At 55.0% G+C, this 20,660-nt stretch carries 17 protein-coding genes; 7 read left to right on the top strand and 10 right to left on the bottom strand.

Annotation, left to right across the window (positions count from 1 at the left end):
* Positions 1 to 10 precede the first annotated feature (10 nt).
* From yidC to HMPREF1628_RS08890, 5 genes are all read left to right on the top strand, one after another.
* Positions 11 to 1,354: a membrane protein insertase YidC gene (gene yidC / locus HMPREF1628_RS07050; RefSeq protein ID WP_034509912.1), complete on the top strand. Its 1,344-nt coding sequence runs from the start codon at positions 11 to 13 to the stop codon at positions 1,352 to 1,354.
* A 41-nt stretch (positions 1,355 to 1,395) separates the two neighbouring features.
* Positions 1,396 to 1,950 carry a Jag family protein gene (locus HMPREF1628_RS07045; protein WP_034509909.1) on the top strand — a complete coding sequence of 185 codons (555 nt, stop codon included), beginning with the start codon at positions 1,396 to 1,398 and terminating at the stop codon, positions 1,948 to 1,950.
* 30 nt (positions 1,951 to 1,980) lie between these two features.
* Complete coding sequence (rsmG, locus tag HMPREF1628_RS07040) at positions 1,981 to 2,631, top strand: 16S rRNA (guanine(527)-N(7))-methyltransferase RsmG (RefSeq protein WP_034509906.1); 651 nt, start codon at positions 1,981 to 1,983, stop codon at positions 2,629 to 2,631.
* Positions 2,632 to 2,738: 107 nt separating this feature from the next.
* The gene (locus tag HMPREF1628_RS07035) at positions 2,739 to 3,635 is read left to right on the top strand and encodes a ParA family protein (protein ID WP_034509902.1); all 897 of its coding nucleotides are present in this window, start codon (positions 2,739 to 2,741) and stop codon (positions 3,633 to 3,635) included.
* A complete protein-coding gene (locus HMPREF1628_RS08890) occupies positions 3,622 to 5,067 on the top strand; it encodes a ParB/RepB/Spo0J family partition protein (RefSeq protein WP_034509898.1) in 1,446 nt (481 codons plus the stop codon). Before HMPREF1628_RS07035 ends, HMPREF1628_RS08890 begins: the two co-directional genes overlap by 14 nt.
* On the opposite strand, the gene HMPREF1628_RS09200 is transcribed toward HMPREF1628_RS08890, so the two are convergent.
* From HMPREF1628_RS09200 to HMPREF1628_RS06990, 9 genes are all read right to left on the bottom strand, one after another.
* Positions 5,036 to 5,239: a hypothetical protein gene (locus tag HMPREF1628_RS09200; protein ID WP_158705799.1), complete on the bottom strand. Its 204-nt coding sequence runs from the start codon at positions 5,237 to 5,239 to the stop codon at positions 5,036 to 5,038. The two genes, HMPREF1628_RS08890 and HMPREF1628_RS09200, sit on opposite strands and share 32 nt — an antisense overlap.
* A gap of 1,301 nt (positions 5,240 to 6,540) precedes the next feature.
* Positions 6,541 to 7,497: a D-alanine--D-alanine ligase family protein gene (locus HMPREF1628_RS07025; protein WP_034509895.1), complete on the bottom strand. Its 957-nt coding sequence runs from the start codon at positions 7,495 to 7,497 to the stop codon at positions 6,541 to 6,543.
* 14 nt (positions 7,498 to 7,511) lie between these two features.
* Complete coding sequence (locus HMPREF1628_RS07020; RefSeq protein ID WP_052038971.1) at positions 7,512 to 8,840, bottom strand: aminotransferase-like domain-containing protein; 1,329 nt, start codon at positions 8,838 to 8,840, stop codon at positions 7,512 to 7,514.
* A 103-nt stretch (positions 8,841 to 8,943) separates the two neighbouring features.
* On the bottom strand, positions 8,944 to 9,267 hold the full coding sequence (trxA, locus tag HMPREF1628_RS07015) for a thioredoxin (protein ID WP_034509891.1): 324 nt from the start codon (positions 9,265 to 9,267) through the stop codon (positions 8,944 to 8,946).
* A 30-nt stretch (positions 9,268 to 9,297) separates the two neighbouring features.
* Complete coding sequence (gene trxB, locus HMPREF1628_RS07010; protein WP_034509887.1) at positions 9,298 to 10,212, bottom strand: thioredoxin-disulfide reductase; 915 nt, start codon at positions 10,210 to 10,212, stop codon at positions 9,298 to 9,300.
* A gap of 133 nt (positions 10,213 to 10,345) precedes the next feature.
* Positions 10,346 to 12,205 (bottom strand): hypothetical protein, encoded by a 1,860-nt coding sequence (locus tag HMPREF1628_RS07005; protein ID WP_034509883.1) that lies wholly within the window; start codon positions 12,203 to 12,205, stop codon positions 10,346 to 10,348.
* A 138-nt stretch (positions 12,206 to 12,343) separates the two neighbouring features.
* The gene (gene murJ, locus HMPREF1628_RS07000) at positions 12,344 to 14,089 is read right to left on the bottom strand and encodes a murein biosynthesis integral membrane protein MurJ (protein WP_052038970.1); all 1,746 of its coding nucleotides are present in this window, start codon (positions 14,087 to 14,089) and stop codon (positions 12,344 to 12,346) included.
* Positions 14,082 to 16,124, bottom strand: coding sequence for a DUF6049 family protein (locus HMPREF1628_RS06995; RefSeq protein WP_034509880.1), 2,043 nt, complete (start codon positions 16,122 to 16,124; stop codon positions 14,082 to 14,084). The genes murJ and HMPREF1628_RS06995 overlap by 8 nt, the downstream gene beginning before the upstream one ends.
* Complete coding sequence (locus tag HMPREF1628_RS06990; protein WP_034509878.1) at positions 16,121 to 16,663, bottom strand: NUDIX hydrolase; 543 nt, start codon at positions 16,661 to 16,663, stop codon at positions 16,121 to 16,123. The genes HMPREF1628_RS06995 and HMPREF1628_RS06990 overlap by 4 nt, the downstream gene beginning before the upstream one ends.
* A gap of 67 nt (positions 16,664 to 16,730) precedes the next feature.
* Here HMPREF1628_RS06990 and HMPREF1628_RS06985 point away from each other — a divergent pair, with 67 nt between their 5' ends.
* The gene (locus HMPREF1628_RS06985) at positions 16,731 to 18,239 is read left to right on the top strand and encodes a CCA tRNA nucleotidyltransferase (protein WP_442853081.1); all 1,509 of its coding nucleotides are present in this window, start codon (positions 16,731 to 16,733) and stop codon (positions 18,237 to 18,239) included.
* 157 nt (positions 18,240 to 18,396) lie between these two features.
* Here the strand turns inward: HMPREF1628_RS06985 and HMPREF1628_RS09195 are convergent, their stop codons facing one another.
* Entirely contained in the window at positions 18,397 to 18,639 is a 243-nt protein-coding gene (locus HMPREF1628_RS09195) for a hypothetical protein (RefSeq protein WP_232219410.1), read from the bottom strand.
* A gap of 88 nt (positions 18,640 to 18,727) precedes the next feature.
* Between HMPREF1628_RS09195 and HMPREF1628_RS06980 the strand changes: the two genes are divergently transcribed.
* Positions 18,728 to 20,632 (top strand): transglycosylase domain-containing protein, encoded by a 1,905-nt coding sequence (locus HMPREF1628_RS06980; RefSeq protein WP_232219409.1) that lies wholly within the window; start codon positions 18,728 to 18,730, stop codon positions 20,630 to 20,632.
* Positions 20,633 to 20,660: the final 28 nt, after the last annotated feature.

Below are 20,660 nucleotides of genomic sequence, written 5' to 3'. Positions count from 1 at the left end.
GAGTCTAACCGTGTGGTTTGACAAGCTTCTGTACCCCTTCAAGGTTGCAGTTGCCTGGGTGATGGTGCGTCTGCACGACGTCTTCGTTTTCCTTGGCATGGATGACGGTTCCGGACCGGCATGGGTGCTGTCCATCATTGGCCTCACCATCATCGTTCGTATCCTCCTTATTCCGCTATTCTTCAAGCAAATCAAGGCTTCCCGAGGCATGCAGGCACTGCAACCGGAGTTGAAGAAACTTCAGGACAAGTACAAGAACAAGAAGGACCAAGCTTCTCGCCAGCGCATGAGCGAGGAAATGATGGCCCTGTACAAGGAACACGGAACCTCCCCGTACTCCTCTTGTATGCCAGTCCTACTTCAAATGCCGGTGTTCTTCGCCCTTTTCCGTGTGCTTGCATCCACCGGACCGATTGCAGAAGGCACCTACCAGTATTCCTCGCTGGGCCCGCTAACTGCGTCGAAGGCGGCAGAGATTGAAGGCTCTACCCTGTTTGGCGCGCCGCTATCTGCAACGTTCCCAACAGCTGTTGGTCTTACCCCGAAGATCGTCATCGTCGTCATGATCGTTCTCATGGTCATCACGCAGTTCATCACGATGCGTCAGCTGACCATGAAGAACATGCCGGAATCGGCTAAGGACCCCTCGAACCCGATGATGCGTAGCCAGCAGATGATGATGTACACGATGCCTCTCATCATGGGTGTTTCTGGCTTCTTCTTCCAAACGGGTGTGCTGGTTTACTGGTTCACCACCAACCTGTGGACTATGGGCCAGCAGTTCTGGACCATTGCGCAGATGCCGACTCCTGGCTCCGACGCGTACATCAAACTCATGGGCAAGCGCCGCAAAGGCTACGTTGAGTGGGCTCGCCCCGTTTTCGAAGAGTATGACAACGAAGTTCGCAAGCTTGATGCTGACGATGAGCAGGGCCGCGCCGACCTCGTTGAACGTACTTTGAAGAAGGTAAAGAAGTCTGCGCCGAAGCAGAAGATTCCCACGAAGTTTGGTGCAGATGTAACTGCTGAACAGCAGCTTGGCGCCTACCGCGAGCTGGCGTATTCCGAGTGGGATGCGATGCCGGATGAGCGTTGGACCCGTAAGTTTGAAATCGCGAAGCGTAACGCGAAAACTGCGAAGGAGCGTAACCAGCCGCAACGCCTCACCAAGCGTGAGAGGCAGCTACGAGACCAGGTGGAGCGTCGCAGACTTGAACGCGAACGCCAGATCAAGGAACGCCAGCAGGGAATGTCCCCTGAAGAACTTGAGCGCAAGCGGGAGGAGCGGCGCCAGCAGCGTCGCAACGCCGCGCGTAAGAAGAAGCAAGGTAAGGATCAAAACGACAAGGCATAGTAATACCCCGCGTACTGCTAGAAAGATCCAGAAGGTACAAAATGACTGACGAAACCCCCAAGAAGGACCGTATTGCTCACCTCGTTGAAGAGGGTGACATTGCGGCGGACTACCTCGAAGAACTCCTCGACATTGCTGACCTTGACGGCGACATTGAACTCGACGTTGAGAACGATCGTGCCCTCGTGGAAATTGTCTCTGAAGACCCGTCCTCGCGCCTGGAGCGTCTGGTGGGCGAGGATGGCCGAGTACTTGACGCTCTGCAGGAGCTCACGCGCCTAGCGGTACAGAACGAGACGGGTGAGCGCTCGCGCCTCATGCTGGACATTGCGGGATTCCGCGCCGATAGGCGTCGGGAACTTACCGCGATCGCCGAAGAGGCAATCACGCGTGTGCGCACCACCGGCGAGGCCGTGATGCTTGAGCCGATGAACCCGTTTGAGCGCAAAATTTGTCACGATGTGGCCGCGCGCGAGAACCTCATGTCTGAGTCCGAAGGCGTTGAGCCGAACCGCTGCGTAGTGATTCTGCCCGGCAAGCTTGCTGAGGAAGATAGCGAAGAAGAGCCCGGCGAGAGCTCGGATTCGGCGGAGTAGGTAGGGCCTTCGAACAAGGTGGAAACTACTATGCAGGCTGCCTCGGACGGCTCTTTTGTTGAACAGCCGAATGAGGCAGTTCGCGAATTCTTCGGCCCCCAGTTTGGGCCGATGGATCACTTTGCGCGCATGCTCGTTGAAGAAGGCGAGCTTCGTGGCCTCATTGGTCCACGTGAATTGCCGCGGCTGTGGTCCAGACACATCGTGAACTCGGCAGCCGTTATAGGTTTCATTCCCGAGGGCGTGCAGGTTCTGGACGTGGGTTCGGGTGCGGGATTCCCCGGGCTGGTGGTTGCCATCGCGAGGCCGGATCTGGATGTACACCTCGTTGAACCGATGGTGCGCAGGTGTGAGTGGCTTGCTGATGTGGCCGGTGAGATCGGCCTTGAAAACGTTACGATCCACAATGCGCGAGCGGAGGAGCTTCATAATGTTGGCGAAGCCGACATTGTAACTTCTCGCGCTGTTGCCAACCTTAAGCAGTTGACGCGGTGGACAATGCCGCTAGTATTACCCGGCGGGAAGATGCTTGCTTTGAAAGGTCGGCGAGCCGCTGAGGAAGTGAAGGCCGCGCGGTCCCTGTTCAAGAAGTTCAATGTGGGGCGCGTGCATGTTCACGAAGTGCCCTCTCTCATGGAAGAAGAATCAACGCGCGTAGTGGAGATACAGAAGAAGCGTTAGCACAGTTCTCCACAGGCTTCGCTGCGGGGTATTGTTCACACCCGGCAAGCCCACGAGTTCCAGACCGTGCAAAACAACTACACTAGGCGTAGTTGAAAGGAGCATTGGTGACCACTGGTTCTAGTCCCCTTGCAGATGAGATCGCGCGCTCAGCTAGTTTGCGTGCACAACTTGAGGGTGTTGTGTTTCCTCGTCCTCAGCGACCGCTGGTTGTTGCAGTCGCGAACCAGAAGGGCGGAGTAGGCAAGACGACATCGGTTGTGAACCTTTCGGTTGCATTAGCTCAAGCAGGCCTTTCCGTGCTGGTGATTGATTCTGATCCGCAAGGAAACGCTTCTACGGCGCTGAGCGTGGACCACAGGCCGGGTACCCCCTCTACGTATGATGTATTGAGCAGCTCGATGACCCTTGCGGAGTGTCTACACGCGTGCGAGGAGTCGGAGAACCTGCTTGTTTGTCCGGCCACGATTGACTTGTCTGGTGCGGAACTTGAACTCTCAACTGTCGACGGCCGAGAATTCGTGTTGCGCAAGGCCATTAAGGATTTCCTCGCGGTTAATCGAGGTGTGGACGTTGTGCTGATTGACTGTCCGCCAAGTCTGGGACTGCTTACCCTGAACTCTTTTGTGGCTGCGGATCAAGTAATCGTGCCGATCCAGACCGAGTATTACGCGCTGGAAGGCCTATCCATGTTGGTCAATACCGTTGAGCGGATCAAGAACTACTTGAATCCAGGTCTAACCATTGGCGCGATCCTGCTAACGATGTACGACAGGCGTACAAATCTTAGTTCAGAAGTAGCCGCCGAGATCAAACGTTATTTTCCAGGAGTGGTTTTGGAGAACTACATTCCGCGCCTAGTTAAGCTCTCTGAGGCTCCAAGTTTCGGAACCAGTATTTTTGGGCATGATCCACGCGGCCAGGGTGCTGTTGCCTACAAGGCGGCCGCGTACGAGTTGGCTTCGCGTTGGGCGAGTTTAGGAGTAGAAGATGGCGGCGAATGAGAGGCGCGCACTAGGGCGCGGACTGGGTTCCCTAATTCCGGAACGAGATGCAAATGTTTCACGTGAAACAATTGCATACGAGGATAAAGTTGGCCGGCCCTCTGACCTATTTTTTGCGGGTGGTTCGGGTAAGGACTCGGGAGAAAGACGTTCCCAGTCTCTCTCCGCTGATCTCTTGAAGCCAGCACCACGCAAGGGCCGTGGGACACGGGCTAAAAGCACCTTGGCAAAGGGAGCAGCTAAGGGCGGTTCGGAGACCGCTGGCACTTCTAAGCGAAGTCAAGCGCGTTCTTCTTCATCAACGAAATCCTCGAAGAGGGGCGCATCTGCTGATGATGCACGTGCTGTTCGTGGAGATGTAGGTTCTTCTTCGCTAGATGCTGTGGGCGGTGGTTCCGGTGGCACTACGGGCGCCGGAGGTCCCCTGAACACTGGCGCCAACGCTGTTAGTGGCGGCGGTTCTGGCCGTGAAAAGCGTCCTTTATTTGCAGACATTATTCCGGAGGACACTGAAGCTAGGGATGCCGAGGTAACGACCTCTGATGCGCCGGATCTAGTAGAGGTCCCCGGAGTCTACTTCACGTTGATAGACATTGATTTAGTGGTGCCTAACCCTAAGCAACCTCGTGAAATTTTTGACGAGTTCGAACTAGCAGAACTGTCTGAGTCGATTAAGGAAATCGGAGTTCTGCAGCCTATCGTTGTACGCGAAATTGATGGCGGCGCTGCGCGCTATCAGGAACTCGTTGAACAGCGAAAGGCAGAAGGGCTGGACAGGCTCCCGAAGTTCGAGCTGATAATGGGCGAACGCAGACTTCGTGCTTCAAAGCTTGCGGGCGCGCAGACTATCCCTGCGATCGTGCGCAATACCGAAGATGATGAGCTACTGCGTGAAGCCTTGGTGGAGAACCTGCACCGCTCGCAGTTGAATCCGATTGAAGAAGCAAATGCGTACGCGCAACTGATGTCTGACTTTGGGTACACGCAGCAGGAGCTATCAGAACGAATTAAGCGTTCGAGGCCGCAAATAGCGAACTCTTTACGACTGTTGAAGCTGCCCCCTTCGGTTCAACGCAAACTTGCTGCCGGAGTGCTCAGTGCAGGACACGCGCGTGCACTTCTCGGCCTGCCAAGCGTTGCACAGATGGATGCCGTTGCCGATCGCATCATTGCGGAAGGCCTGTCAGTTCGCACAACGGAAGAGATTGTCGCGTTAGGGGAAGTCTCTACCATTGCCGCGAAGAAGAGCGCGAAGCGTATTCCCCGCCCCCTGTCAGAAAACGCCTCGAACGTAGTAGAACGCCTCACTGACTTGCTGGACACACGTGTGACAGTAGTTGAAGGCAAACATAAAGGACGCATCTCGATTGAGTACGCTGGCCCAGAGGACCTGGAGAGAATTACTCAAGTAATCGCCAACCTCCGTAGGTAAAAGAATCGTCGCCTACTGCCTGACGGGCAGCTACGCCGCTGTAGGCGGAAACTAGATCTGTGCGGTAGTGTTCCGTGTGCCCGCTGAACAGGTCTGCTCGGTAAGCACCGTGAAGCTTCTGCCCTGTTTGTGCCCCGCACTGGCCCAAGTAGGTCAGGAACGAAGTGGTCATAGATCAAGACCGTAATGGTTCTGGCAATTGTGGAGATTCCGCTCGCATCTGCGCCGGGTAAAGTACGCCGTGAACATGAGCTGATGCACAGTTGCTAGCTAGTGTTTTGGTGCCAGGGTGTGCTGGAAGTAAGAACGGCGTCCTTTTACAGTGTTCCTTTTGTAGGTTGTTAGGATTCACGTTATCACTACGGAAAGTAAGGTGAACCGTGGCCGCCGACTTTTGCCAACGTTGTGCGCGCTACCAAATGTTTCACGTGAAACAATTGGTTTGATGACAGGTCGCGCATTCAGTACCAGCATTCCAGTCCGATGGCACGCACGCACGTACAACTTCATCAGCCCTTTCTGAATCGTGTGATGGCTGGGGTCTACGCAAGCCGATATATGTCGCTCTGATGCACAGACACTAACGCGTGGTGAAGCCACTGAGTTAGAGACAAGACCGAGTGTTAGTTTTCTAGAACGCGAAGATAGCTGCGGTTACTTCTTGTGCCAATGGATACTTGATGAAACCAATCTTCTCGATAGACGCTATTCCACAAATTGTTTCACGTGAAACAATTTTTCTTACCGCTCTTGGAATGCATGTGAACTCATCTGGTTGAATATAAAGCTATTTACGTGATTCCTCGGAAACGACATGCTTAGCGGATCACTCTATGCTGTCAATGGAACGGGTTTCGCATCAATGGCCTAGCGGATCGAACGGATGAAATGGCCGGTCCAATGTGCCACTCATTGCACGACTTGAGTAGGCACCATGTAGATCAAAGCCAAGAACATTGAAGTTATCTGTGTGGAATTATTTTGTGTGGAACTCTTTCTACCCAATCAATTGTTTCACGTGAAACAATTGATTATCGCAACCTAAGCTCACTGGGTGACAGCAAGTATTCCAAGGCCGTACTTGTTTAATGAGAGAGTGCGTGCGGGCGTTCGGACTTCTTCAGAGATCGTGTTGACCTGGCGCATATGCAGATTCGCGAACCTGATTAAAGTGTCAATGCGGCAAATAGGCGAGTGATCTGATTCGTCGAGTCAGAATACTGGAACTATGCAAGTAGATAACTATGCATGGATTCTGCCAGAACGGTAATTAGACGACTGAACTAAAACGGCAAGCCAAGCGAACCATAAGCTAGAGCAATTCATTTTTGAACAGATTATCTCTTTCAAAAGCATCGCGAACAGACCTTTGCCAGCAGGAACTGAGCATCACTATCCGTAAATTGTTTCACGTGAAACAATTTTGGCCAGCCCTTAAAGAGCTGGCCAAAAAGAGAAGTATTACATCAAGTCCTAGTCCTGATTACCCGCAGCGTACTGGGCTATATCTTCCAATACACCGCTAAGACTTCCGTATTCCTCAGCGGCAAGCGGGAACAGGGAAGTGTCCGTCATACCCGGGCTTACGTTGGCGTCAATGAACCAGACCGTGCCGTCTTCACCAAGGATGAGATCAATACGAGACAAGTGCCTCATTCCCACCGTCTTATGAACCCTCAGCGCTACATCGCTTACAGCTGCCAGCTCTTCCTCGGAAAGGCGCGCGGGTACAAAAAACTTAGATCGACCCGTGTTGTAACGGGCGTCGTAATCGTACCTGCCATCATCAGTTTCGATCTCTACCGGAGGTAGCGCCACCGGCTCGCCAAGATCAAGCACAGAAACCGCGATTTCCTTGCCCGGAACGAACTGTTCAACCATCACGGTGTCTCCGTAGGCGAAAGCGTCAACCATCGCCGAGCGGAGCTCTTCCTCGTTAAATACCTTTGATAGGCCCAGCGCAGAGCCACCATCTGAAGGCTTAACGATCAGAGGGAAAGTAAGCCCGGCCTCATTATTGACAATCGACTGAATTATTGCGGGCGCTCCCACCTGGCGGAACAAAGCCTGCTTTAGTGATAGCCACTTCGGTGTCCTCACCCCGCTCAGCTGCGCCAAAGACTTAGCTGTTGGCTTACTAGACGCCAACGCACACGAGGATGCTGTGGAACCAACGTAGGGGAACGAGATCAGCTCAAGAAGATCCTGAACCGAACCATCCTCGCCCACCGATCCGTGGATCAGTGGCCACACCACATCCGGCTCGAACTCAGCAACCGTAGGTAAAAACTGAGAATTCAGATCGCAAACCTCAACCGTGTGACCAGCATGGCGAAGTACTGTAGCCACCCGACGCCCAGACCGTAACGAAACGTCGCGCTCGTGCGTCAAACCACCAGAAACAACCAAAATCTTCAAAGCTTCAGACACAGCGATCTCCTCACTTAAACCTGATCCGGAGCCGGCGCTGACACCGCGTCATCGGGCAACTCTGCGCGATCATTCGTGCCAAACATTTCAACCAACTCGCGCTCCGCATTAATCACGCGAGACAGGCGGCTAACGCCCTCACGAATCTCCTCGGGCGGCGGATAACAGAACGAGAGCCTCATGTGGTCGCCCCCTCGGCCATCAGCGTAAAACGCCGTGCCGGAAACATACGCGACCAATCCGGTTACCGCACGCGGAAGCATTGCCTTTGCATCCAGGCCCTCCGGCAACGTCACCCACGTGTAAAAACCACCCTTCGGAGTGGTCCACTGCAAATCAGGTAAGAAATCCTGTAGCGCGGTCATCATCGCGTTGCAACGATCCCGGTACATTTGTCTGTAAACCTTAACCTGGCCGTACCAGTCATAATCAGACAAATACTGTTCAATAGCCATCTGCCCAACCATGGACGGCGAAAGAATCGCAGACTCCGAAGCTAAAACCAGCTTGTTGCGAATAGCGTGCGGAGCAAGCGCCCAGCCGATCCGGAACCCAGGAGCGAACATCTTCGAGAACGAGCCCAGATAAACCACGCCCTCGGGATTGTAAGACTGTAGCGCTGGAAGTGGATCCGAGTCGAAGCCAAGCAGCCCGTACGGATTGTCCTCAACAATCAAAATATGCTCGCGGCGACAAATCTCGACGATTACAGGACGGCGCTGCTCCGAAAGAGTTACGCCAGCCGGATTGTGGAAATTCGGGATCGTGTACAAGAACTTAATCCGACGCCCCTGTGCGCGAAGGTGGCGGATCATCTCTTCAAGAGCTTCGGGAATCAGGCCATCCTCGTCCATGTCCACGTGGACAACTTCGCCCTCGTACGCGCGGAACGTGCCGAGCGCGCCCACATACGAGGGAGCCTCCGCCAGCACGACGTCGCCCTTCTCCAAGAAAATCTCAGAAACCAGATCCAAAGCCTGCTGCGAACCGGTGGTGACAACTACATCATCAGGATCTGCATTAATACCGTCATACGTCATCACCTCAGTGATGCGCTGGCGAAGATCCTCCCACCCCTGGCCCGAGCCGTATTGCATAGCCTGCGCGCCGTGACGAGAAATGAGCGTGCGAGCAGACTCAGCCAACGAATCCAGAGGCAAATCCTTAATGTTTGGCATGCCTCCAGCCAAAGACACTACTTCTGGCCTCGAAACCACGGCAAACAGAGCGCGGATTTCTGACGAACGCAACCCATGAGCTCGCGCCGCATACGCTCCGTGCCAAGGATCTAGCCAAGTACCTGAATCGGAATGCGGATCTGGACGTTCAACCAATGTAGTCAATCTTTCAAAGCGAAGGGAAAGTTCTTATCTCTCGATTGTGCCACCCAAATCACAAGGAACCAAAGAAAAACCTCAAAAATAAGACGGCGCTTCAGGTCTGCAACTACAAACCACACTCGATATCGGCCTTCAGCTTGGCCTTCGCGCGACCACCAACGATTGTTTTGACCGCTTCGCCGCCCTTAAACAGGATCATTGTAGGAATCGAAACGATTCCGAACTTCGTGGCGAGCGTGGGATTATCATCGACGTTTACCTTGCCAACAACAATCTTGTCTGAAAGTTCGTTTGCAATCTCATCCAAAATCGGAGACATCTGCTGGCATGGGCCGCACCATGGCGCCCAAAAATCAACCAGCACCGGCAACGCAGAGCTCTTCACCGCGTCTTCGAAATTAGCATCCGAAATCTCGATTGTCTCAGCCATTCTTAACCCCTAACTAAGCGTTACAACTATCTACAGGTTCTCCAGGTAATGCTGTGCATCAAGGGCGGCCTTCGCGCCCGTACCAGCAGCCGTGATGGCCTGCCTATAACGGGGATCTGCAACATCGCCACACGCAAACACGCCCGGAACGGAAGTGTTCGTAGTGGGATCAGCCACCTTGATGTAGGCGCCTTCCAACTCAAGCTGGTCCTTCACCAGTTCCGTACGCGGATCATGACCGATAGCAATAAACAGACCGTCAGCGTCAAGCTCGCGGCGCTCACCCGTAACCGTGTCCTCAAGAATCAGACTCTGCAGGCTCGTCTCACCCTTCATGTCCACAACAACAGAGTTCCACGCGAACGAAATATTAGGATCCGCAAGCGCGCGCTCCTGCAAAATCTTCGAAGCGCGAAGCTCGTCGCGACGATGAATCACCGTAACCTTGCCAAACCGCGACAAGAACAGGGCCTCTTCCATAGCGGAATCACCACCGCCCACAACGGCAATCTGCTTATCGCGGAAGAAGAAACCATCACACGTAGCGCAGTAGGAAACCCCGCGACCAGCGTAAGTTTGCTCGCCTTCCAAACCCAGCGTGCGGTACGCAGCACCCGTTGCCACAATCACCGCGCGAGCCTGGAACTCCTCGCCGTCCGAAACAACAACCTTCACATCTGATGCAAGGTCAAGGCGTTCCACGTCCTCCATCCTCACGTCAGCACCAAACTTCTCCGCCTGTTCCTGCATCTTCACCATGAGCTCCGGACCCATCACTCCCTCAGGAAAACCGGGGAAGTTCTCTACCTCCGTAGTGTTCATGAGGGCTCCGCCAGCCGTAAACGAACCGGCAAAAACAATCGGCTTCAAACCCGCGCGCGACGCATAAATAGCTGCGGTATAACCAGCGGGACCGGAACCAACAATGATCAGATCATGGACCATGAGACAAACAACTTTCTGTGCAAAACAAAAGGCCTACACGCAATAACACTCTAACTAACCGCTTCGCGCGCGTAAATATTTCATGCGCGGCGCAAAAAGCTAAACGAACGTCTATTTGAGATCTGATTCGCGTCTAATTGAGAGTGAGCTCGTCAATCTTTGCGCGGAACTGCCCTTCGTCATCCGTGGGAAGAGCCACGAAATCTAACGTGACCGTGGTTCCCACAGCTGGTTCGGACGGCGTGAGAGTAGTGGTCTTAGCCATCTTCGAGGACGTCAAAACGGGCGTCGCAAACGGATCCGAACCATCATTCACCCGCAAATCTACCTGCCCACCATCAATCGGACCCTGGAAGCTAACGCTCTTAACAGAGCTTTCCTCTGCCAAATGAATTACCAGGCGAATGCGATTATCCTCAGGCAGTTCGGGCTGGGCAAAATAGCGCGTTTGCCACCTGGTGGACTGATCTCCATCAAACAGGTACTGCGCCCATTCTGGGTGGTCACCATCGTCGTTGTTATATGAAATAACGTCAATCGAAGCAATCTTGGGTGCGCCCGCAGGCGGTGGAGTGGGAGCCTCCGACGGTGCTTCCTCCGTAGCCTCAACAACTTCGGTTGGCTTTGGATCAATGTTGAAAATAGATGAAGAGAACGTGTGCGTGCCCGCCATCGTAGTTAGCGACACGATCGTAGCGGCAACCATCAGCGCCGCAAACAGCGCAATCGTAGGCCGAGTTGGATCGATACTCTGGCCCTCGTTCAAAGCATCCACAGTGGAACGAACCGAACGCATCGAGTTTTGAATAACCCGTGTGCCCGAAGGCAGTTTCATAATCGAGGAGCCGCGCCGCGTGAAACTAATCTTCTTCGGCAAATCCGAATCGACGGCCTTCAAGCTGTCCGTGTCCCCAGCCATCCGTACCGGCGCACCTGTGGGCGTTGCTTTCGGAATGCTCGTAGAAGAGCGCTCGCGGACAGATTCTTCCTTCTTCGCGGAAGGTGCTTGGCCCTCATCGTCGGAGGATTCGGACGGGATCGGCGCGCTATCGGCACGGCCTGAGCTGAAATCAGACTCATCGGAGAGGTCGCCCCAGCCGGTCTCTACGGGGGCGGGAAGCTCCCCTTCTTCCGCTTTTGCAAGTTCTTCGAGACGCTTGGCCTCCGTCTTGGCGCGACGGGCGTCTTCGCGGGCCGCAGCTGCCGTTGCAATCTTGGCCGCCTGAGCTTTAATAAAGCTTTTAGAAACATTTGTGATTCGTTTAGTTTCGTCGGCGAGGGAACGCGTAGCCGTGGCCTGCTCGTCTCCGTCTGCCGTAGCGATATCCGAGTTGCCTTCCGTCTGCTGGGAACTGCTCGTAGTCTGAGGCTCATCCACCGCGCGATCACGCTTTTGCTCATCATCGGCATGCGCGACGGTTTGCGTCTCGTTCGCAGGCGACGAGGGGTTGGCAGAAGAATCCGGGTCAGAAGAGACATCCTGGTGTTGTGCTGCGCCCTCATTGTCAACATCGGAAAAACGCTTCTTTTGTTTGCCAAGGTGATTTAGGAAATCGGCGGTCATCTGGCCCTGGCCAGCGGCCACTGCGGCCTCATCTTCAGGCTCGGGAGGAGGAGGCATCTTCGGGGAGCGCACACGGGGGAAACGTTCATCTAATGACGAAATGAACTCCCGCATCTTATCTGACTTATCGTCCGACTTCGCGCGCACTTGCTCATTATCTAAGGCAAGCACGTCAGCCGCGACGTCTTCAGAGGCGGGTTCGCTATCAGCCAGCGCGCCCTCGTCAGGCTGGGAAAACTCCGCGTCAGGCCGACCCGCCCGAGAAAACACGCCGCGCAAACGATTAGCCAGGCGACCGGCAACCATCTTCTCGTTCAAATCCTCAAGCAGGGCATCAAAAGATCCACTGGTCTGCTCCGGCGTGAACTGATCGCCGCGATCCTGCTCAGAATCGAAATCTTCATTCGACCCAAGATCGTCTTTAGACATAGAGCCCCCTCAATAACATCAACTGCAAGACTAATACACGCACGCAAAGCAAACCCGCGCCGACGCCCAGTGTCGCTCAAAACCCGCCATCGGTAGGGCTCTAGCAAGTCAGATCCTCAGTTAGGACGGCACGCGGGGCTACCCGTTGTCGGTGAAGCCTTCACCGTCGCCCGAAGCTGTCTCCTCGGATGCAAATCGGCGGAAATACGGGATTCTCGACCCCAACATTCCTAGAGCCGTCTGGAAATTTTGACGATCAATCGTTGCTATGAGCGCGAAGTATCCGACGCTAACAACCACGGCCACCAGAACTGCACGCCAGAAACCACCCCAAATCGCACCCGTTACCGTGTTTGACGTATCAAACGCGCCCACAAAATGCAGCGCCCCCATACCTAGCAGGCCAGCGCCAACCGCTATCGCGCCATACTTCACCATATCTCCAATAACCACCCACGGATTCGCCTGCGGCAACCTCGCGCGAACAAAATACGTCGACAAAACACCCTGCACAATGCGCGAGACGGTCTCGGCAAATAGCGCCCCAAACAGCCAGTACACCGGAGGAAGGAACATCATCAACGTCCATCCTAAAACCACCTGGCCCAGCGTTGGCCAAAGCACCGTATAGAAGACGGGCCGGCCATCCTCCATCGAATAAAACACGCGCTGACTGAAAATAATCACCACGGCGCCCGCAAGACCCGGCAAAATAATCACCAGAGCGTTCGCGTACGCAACCATCTCTGAAATCGCGTTAGACGGCCCCAAAATCTGGAAAACCGGGATCGCCGCCGCGCCCAAAATCGCTGCCATCCACATCGTCAACAACAGTGAGGAGCGCACGCCAATCTGATAATTACGCACCATGCTGGTCTGGTTACCATCAGCCGCTGCCGATGCGATCTTTGTGAACAGCGCCGTAGCAATAGATACCGAAACGATCGACTGAGGCAGCATGTACACCGTAAACGTAATGCCCAGCGCCGCAGTTGACGCCGCAAAAACACCGGTTTGCGCACTCCACGCGTTGGCCGCTGCCGCGATGTTCGACGTAGACAGGTAGCCCACCTGACCTACAACCAGCGTTGCGAACACCCAGCCCGCAATCTTTGACGCTCTGCGCAAGCCGGTGCCTCGGAAATGAAAATCCAAGCGCAACCGCACACCCGCGCGTCGGAGCGGAATGATCAGCAGCAGGGCTTGCGCAATCACACCCAACGTTGCCGGCCCCGCCAAAAGCGCCGTGCGCTGGAAATCCCAAACCGACGGGTCATTCACATCCGAGGCCGTACCGTACACGGCAATGAACACGATCAAACCGATAATCGCGATCACATTATTAACTGCCGGCGTCCACATGTACGGGCCAAAAATGCCGCGGGCGTTCAAAAATTCACCCAAGAGGGCATATATGCCGTAGAAGAAAATCTGGGGCAAACACCAAATGGCAAACACGATTGCCAGCGACTTCCACGCCGGAGCCATCAAACCGGCCGTCAAATTCACTAAAATGCCCGCGGCAGCAACCATCACTATCGTGATACCGAACATGATCAAGCCAGCCAGCGTCAACAGGCGATTCACGTAATCCGAGCCAGACCTCGTTTTAAATGCCCGCACAATCTGTGGCACCAAAATCGCATCCAGCAAACCCGCTGCCAACAGGTTAAACACCACGTTCGGCAACGTATTTGCTACGTTAAACGCATCATTTGCCCCAGCCGCACCCAACGCGGCGAGAAGCAACGCAGTACGCAAAAAGCCAAGCCCTCGTGAAAACGTGGTGCCCAGCGCCATGATCGCCGAAGACCTAAACAGGGAGGACTCCTTCGGATCACCCACCGGCTGATCGTGATCGCCAGCCAACTCGGCCTCACTCATCATGTCCTCCCAAACTAAAATCAGTAGGCGCACCCTCGTTCACGTGCGGTGTTTCCAAACCGCCGCTCGCGTCTTCCTCGGCGATATCCACGCGGCGGCCTCGCCTAATAGTGCGCCAAATGCCCGCCGCCAGCAAAAGCGCCAAAGCAATCGAGAAAACGAGCGTACCCGTAGACTCCCATTCCGCGCGAACCCGAATCTGTAACCGTGTCGCATCATCGATCACGAGGCCATTTGGGCCCTTTACTTTAACTTGAACGGCGACATTACCCGAACCAATCGCGCGAACCGGAATTTCCGCCAGCGATGAGCCACGCGCCGGCACACTAACATCAACACTCTTCTCGATCTGCAGGCGCGGATCAGGTGAAACCAACTCCACAACCACATTCACCGGCTCATCAAGCACCGAACTAACGCGTACAGGCAAATGCGCCTTGCGATCCAACAGATTGATGGGAGCAGACTGCTCAACCTTTACGGATGTCGCCAACGCCTCGGCTTCCTCATTCACTCCCTTAATCAACCGCGAGCGCAAGTCTGGCTGTTCTCGCAACGCCAAAGACGTCGCCAGCAACACGCGAGAGCGCTGCTCTGCAACCGTGCCCGTCGAATCCTCCAGCGCCGAAGTCATCGCAGCCGTAGACTCAATAGCTTCGTACAGAGAACGAACCTCCGCGTCCGTGATGCTACCCGCCGAAGGAACCAGATCCGGCAGGGTAGTGCGCGGCTCGGGCGCACCCGACATGTCTTTTACGTCCGCCACGGAGATTGGGTTCACCCAACGGTCTCCCAGCGCCGCCTTCACCCGGGCCACGGTGACCTCGCTATCCGGATTACGCTGCGTCAAAGCAAGTACGGTGCGTGACTGGTTGGGTAACTGGCGCGTAATAATCGCGGTGGTAGAACGAATCATCTGCTGAACATCTAGCTCATCGCTCTTAGAAGTAGCGGAAGAAGAAAGAAGATCCGACAATGCATTGTGTGCAAGTAAAACGTCCGTGCCGAGCTCCTCTGCGTTCACCGCACTGCCGGTCTGCGCGTCGTAGCGAGACCACGCAGACGGGTCATAAGTGAGGACATCTAAAGGCGCCAGTCCCTGGCCCGTGCTCACAACCGTCTGATCGGCCCACAAATCCACTAGCTGGCGGTCAAGCTCTTCCACCTCTGGCAAAACAAAATCATCTAAAACCTGCAAACCGGCCCCATGCGCCACCGGCAGATTTGCTGCCGACTTCGAATCTTGCACCAACTGCACAATCTGTGAACGCTGCGAAAGATGAGCAATACCAGCCACATCCGCATCCGCTGCCGGTAGTGAAATCACCGGACCCGCACCCGCCTTAACCAGACTCCGAGCGAAATCATCCTGCTCAAGCAAGCCCGCTCCAACCGCAAGCGTCACGCCCTCAACGCCAGCTAAACTCTGCGCCACACGGACCTGCCCGCCGCGAGCATTCGTCGCCCTAACCCCCTGGTCGGTTTCAGCGGCACCCATAGAAACCGAACTGACCACAGACAGGTTCAAAGGCTGGACCTCGTAACCCGAATCCCACAGCAACAAAGACCTGTCCGAGACCACGCGGCCTTCTACCTCAGCCCGCACCTCGATGCCTCGCGGCCCCCAAAAAAACGGGGAATAAAAAGGTAAATCGTCCGTGGGGATAGAAATCGAGAACGGAGTTGGCGTGCCCGCCTTCACATCCTTCAGCGTCGTTGCAGCAACAAAATCACCCGCATAATTGAAATCTTCCAAATATGCCTTCGCATCCGATACCGTCACCATCGAATCTGCGCGCACAAACACGCTCAAGGTCGCCTCGCTTTGCGCCTTCGCAAAACTAACCGTGCCAGAAACCTTCACACTCGTCTGATTCGTCACAACACGGGGCGCCAGATCATCAATCTCCACGGTGTATCCAGACTCGGGGGCCGCTGGGGTTGCTACCGCCTCGAAACCCCCAAAAGCGCCGCAAACAGCGGAAACCAAAGCTCCCGCCAGCAATATCGCAATGCCTCTAAAACGCCCGCTCACACGTTCGCCTCTGGGTACAGCAAATCCAACGCGATTGCCACCACGCGCCGCTCATTCGGATACGCCAACATTCGCGAAACCTTATCCAATGGGAACCACGCGGCGTCCTCAGCCTCTTGATCCGGATCATTCTCTACGGTTACCTCGCCCGACACGTACTCGAGCAAATAATGGTGCACCACCTTATGCACCCGGCGATCTCCCGTAGAAAACCAGTAATCAATCGACGTCAAAACCGTCACCAATCGGCCCGTGATACCGGTTTCCTCAGCAATCTCGCGAACCGCGGCTTCCTCCGCCGACTCCCCGCGCTCAAGATGGCCCTTCGGTAAACACCACTCGATATTGCCTGCCCGATTGCGGCGCGCAATCACAGCGACCCACGGCACGCCTTCGCGCACCTTAATTACCAGGCCTCCAGCCGACGTCTCATCCACAACCGGCAAATGCCGCGCGCTCACCCTAAAACCGCGCACCGAAAAATGGCGACGCGGGGGACGCGGAACACCCATCCGAGGAGTGCCGTCATGAATATCCATGCCCCTACTCTATGACGTGGCGCGTCCGATATACCGAATTGGGAGGATTCATGGCACGCTAATAGGGATGCTAAAGGAACAAGAAACCAACAAACGAGCAACTAAAGCAAGCCAAAATGCGAACGCACTTGACGCCGTGGGGTGCGGCGACCTCGAACTGCTTCGTAGCAACGCCCAAAAAGCCCTCACCGAACTTCCCTCACAAATCATCGAACTTGGCCACGTTTTTCACGAGGCCGGATTTGAACTCGCCCTCGTAGGCGGACCAGTACGCGACGCCTTCCTTGCCGTAACACCGCACGACTTCGACCTCACCACAAACGCCAGACCTGATGACACCGAACGCCTCCTTGGCATCTGGGGCGACAAAACCTGGGACGTCGGCAAAGCCTTCGGAACCATCGGGGCGCGCAAAGGCGACCTCCAAGTTGAGGTCACCACATACCGCACAGAAGCATACGACCCGAACTCACGCAAACCCCAAGTTGAATACGGCGACACACTAGAAGGTGACCTCACCAGGCGAGACTTCACCGTCAACGCCTGCGCCATCACCCTGCCCGACCTTGAACTCGTAGACCCGCACGGCGGCCTCCAAGACCTCGCAGATGCCGTTCTACGCACGCCCGTGACCGCCACGCAATCCTTTGACGACGACCCCTTACGCATCATGCGCGCCGCACGGTTCAGTGCCCAACTTGGCATCGACGTGTCCGAAGACGTCATGAAAGCCATGGAGCAGCAAGCACCCCGCCTCGAAATCGTCTCCGCAGAACGCATCCGCTCCGAGTTCGAACGGCTACTGACATCCCCTAAGCCACGGCGCGGCCTCGAACTCATGGTCCACACCACGGTTGCCGACATCGTCCTGCCTGAACTATCCAACCTCCAAGACCTCAAAGACGAGCACAACAGACACAAAGACGTCTACGAACACACCCTCACCGTCCTCGAACATGCAATCGCCCTCGAATCCGGTCCCGACGGGCCTGTTCCCGGCCCCGATTTCATCCTCCGGTTCGCAGCCATAATGCACGACATTGGCAAACCTGCCACGCGCAGATTCGAACCCGACGGAACCGTCACATTCCACCACCACGAAATCGTCGGGGCGAAAATGACCAAAAAACGCATGGTCGCCCTCCGCTTTGACAAAGCCACCACTAAAGCCGTTGTCGAACTAGTGCGCCTGCATCAACGATTCCATGGTTACGGTGAACAACAGTGGACCGACTCTGCCGTACGCAGGTACGTTACCGACGCCGGTCCCTACCTCGAATACCTCCACCGTCTCACCCGCGCCGACTGTACTACGCGCAACAAACGCAAATCCGCATACCTCCAAGCCGCCTACGACGACCTCGAAAATCGCATCCACGAACTCCAAAAACAAGAGGAACTAGACGCGGTACGGCCCGACCTGGACGGCGGTGAAATCATGCGACTGCTGAGCCTAAAGCCGGGTCCGCAAGTTGGAAAAGCATACAAATACTTACTCGAACTACGCATGGAGCGAGGCCCCCTTAGCAAGGCGGAAGCCGAACACGAACTACTAAAATGGTGGGAATCGCAATAAATCCGTGCACAATTACTACATAGACGAAACGAGGAACCCGGCATCCGATAGCCGCCGGGCAATGCTCTAGAAAGGTGGTTCACATGGCTGACAGTCGCGAACCTAATAAAAACAGCAACCGGAAACCTTCCGGGCTGCCTTCGCGCCGCTCCATCCACTACAAGGGCTCGACCGCCAATACCGGATCTAAGGCGTCCTCTTCTATTCCTAAGCGCCCCCAAAGTAAAGCCGCCGATACAGCGCCGCCTTCGCCTAGAAAAAATACAAACAGTGTGAGTAAACCGAGCGGCAAAACCGGCAAGAAAACCGCGAACAAACCCGCTAGCAAAAACGTCAAAAATACAAGTGGCGGGAAAAAGAAGAAATCTACCGGCGCGCGTATTGGAATCGGCATTCTCATTACCATCCTCATGATGGTCATTCTTGGCTCCGTCGGGTTTATGCTCGCTTACGCCTCCGTTACTGTGCCAAAACCTGGAGAGTTTGCGATGGCACAAAAAACGACCGTCTTCTACTCCGATGGTGAAACCGAACTGGGCACCTTTGCCGAAATTGACCGCACCATAATCGATACCTCAACCATTCCTGACTACGTTGGGAAAGCAGTCATAGCTTCTGAGGATCGAACTTTCTACACCAACTCTGGTATCGATCTGAAGGGCGTAGCCCGCGCCTTCATCAACAACGTACGCGGTGGTTCTCTGCAGGGTGCCTCCACACTCAGTCAGCAATACGTCGAGCGATACTACCTGGACACCACCACGAGTATCCCGGGCAAGATTAAAGAAGCCCTGCTAGCCCTCAAAATCAACAGGCAGCAATCCAAGGAGGAAATCCTGGAGAACTACCTGAACACCATCTACTTTGGGCGCGGCGCGTACGGAGTAGAAGAAGCTTCGCTCAAATACTTTGGGCATCCCGCAACAGACTTGACATTGAGCGAATCAGCCATGCTTGCCGGCATCATTCCCGCGCCCTCCGCGTGGGATCCTGCAGTAGACCCCGACATGGCACAAGCCCGCTTTGACCGCGTCCTTAAACACATGGTTGAAGATGGTTGGATCACTCAGGAAGAAGCAGATAACACCGCCTTCCCCGAAACTATTGACCCGCAATCTGAAACCAGCATGACTGGCTGGAAGGGTCACCTAATGCAACAGATCCGCAGCGAATTTGAAAGCCGTGCAGGCATCACGCCTGAACAGCTGGATTCGGGCGGTTACGTGATTGTTACAACTTTGGATAAGGACCTGCAGAACTTTGCCGTTGAGGCAGTTAATGAACTTCCGGACAATCACAATGCAGGACTTCAGGTGGCTCTTTCGTCCATTAACCCAGCCAACGGAGAAATACTGGCCGAATTTGCTGGGGCCGACTACCAGGAACGCCAATCCAACTCCGTTACACAGGACAGGGCAATGGCAGGATCAACGATGAAGCCATTTGGCCTCATCGCATACATGCAAGCGGGTGGAACAATCGAGGACATGTACAACGGCAACTCGCCGCTACAAATCACCGACAAGCGCACCGGAGAAGTCACGCCCCCGCTCAGTAACTATGGAGACTACTCATTCGGCTACGTCAATATGATTCGTGCGACCGCGCTATCCATAAACACCCCGTTTGTTGAAATGAATAACGAAATGGGGCCGGGCAAGACGCGCGAGGCTGCAGTTAAGCTTGGCCTTCCAGAAGACACGCTGGGCCTTGACGACACGATCCGTAATATCCTCGGATCAGCATCACCGCACAATCTGGACCTAACCCGCGCATACGCCACAATCGCGTCGGGGGGCCTTCGTAGCACGCCTCACATAATTAAGGAAGTTACCCGCTACGACGGCGAACAAATTTATCAAGGCCCTACAAGCACCGAGCGCGTATTCGACTCCGAAATCATTTCCGCTGCGCTTCCGGGCATGCAGGCCAGTGCCCAGTGGGGATCCGGTGAAAAAGCTGGAATAATCGGTCGACCCGTTTTGGCCAAGACCGGTTCATCTGAAGAAAATCGTTCTGCACAGTTCGCAGGCGCAATCCCGCAACTTGCAACCGTCGTGTCCATGTACCAGATCGGCGAAAACGGCAACGAAGTCTCCATCACCCCATTCGGTGGAGAATACGAAGTTACCGGATCCACATGGCCGGGTACCGTGTGGCAATCGTACATGTTGAAAGCGATCGACAAGTACGAGGTCGCAGACTTTGACTGGTACAAGCCTGACTTCCGTAAGTCCACGTTCAAAACCTACACGCCTCCAACGGAGACTACAGCTACAGAAACTAGGAGTACAGAGAGGAACCAGGAACCAGCGCAGACGCAAGCTCCGAACGAAACAGGCGCAACTAATCCTCCCACCGAGCCAGCAACTGAACCCGGTGAGGATCATTAACCCATAGGTTGGACGGCGCCTCGTCAGG

Source organism: Actinomyces sp. S4-C9, assembly GCF_000758775.1.
Classification (GTDB): domain Bacteria; phylum Actinomycetota; class Actinomycetes; order Actinomycetales; family Actinomycetaceae; genus Gleimia; species Gleimia europaea.
This window is presented reverse-complemented; position numbering and strand designations above follow the sequence as displayed.

Excerpts from the sequence above, each read along its gene's own strand:
- HMPREF1628_RS07045 (WP_034509909.1), top strand. The coding sequence starts at position 1,396 with ATGACTGACGAAACCCCCAAGAAGGACCGTATTGCTCACCTCGTTGAA.
- rsmG (WP_034509906.1), top strand. The coding sequence starts at position 1,981 with ATGCAGGCTGCCTCGGACGGCTCTTTTGTTGAACAGCCGAATGAGGCA.
- HMPREF1628_RS08890 (WP_034509898.1), top strand. The coding sequence starts at position 3,622 with ATGGCGGCGAATGAGAGGCGCGCACTAGGGCGCGGACTGGGTTCCCTA.
- HMPREF1628_RS09200 (WP_158705799.1), bottom strand. The coding sequence starts at position 5,239 with ATGACCACTTCGTTCCTGACCTACTTGGGCCAGTGCGGGGCACAAACA.
- trxA (WP_034509891.1), bottom strand. The coding sequence starts at position 9,267 with ATGGCTGAGACAATCGAGATTTCGGATGCTAATTTCGAAGACGCGGTG.
- trxB (WP_034509887.1), bottom strand. The coding sequence starts at position 10,212 with ATGGTCCATGATCTGATCATTGTTGGTTCCGGTCCCGCTGGTTATACC.
- HMPREF1628_RS07005 (WP_034509883.1), bottom strand. The coding sequence starts at position 12,205 with ATGTCTAAAGACGATCTTGGGTCGAATGAAGATTTCGATTCTGAGCAG.
- murJ (WP_052038970.1), bottom strand. The coding sequence starts at position 14,089 with ATGAGTGAGGCCGAGTTGGCTGGCGATCACGATCAGCCGGTGGGTGAT.
- HMPREF1628_RS06990 (WP_034509878.1), bottom strand. The coding sequence starts at position 16,663 with ATGGATATTCATGACGGCACTCCTCGGATGGGTGTTCCGCGTCCCCCG.
- HMPREF1628_RS06985 (WP_442853081.1), top strand. The coding sequence starts at position 16,731 with ATGCTAAAGGAACAAGAAACCAACAAACGAGCAACTAAAGCAAGCCAA.
- HMPREF1628_RS09195 (WP_232219410.1), bottom strand. The coding sequence starts at position 18,639 with ATGAGAATGCCGATTCCAATACGCGCGCCGGTAGATTTCTTCTTTTTC.
- HMPREF1628_RS06980 (WP_232219409.1), top strand. The coding sequence starts at position 18,728 with ATGGCACAAAAAACGACCGTCTTCTACTCCGATGGTGAAACCGAACTG.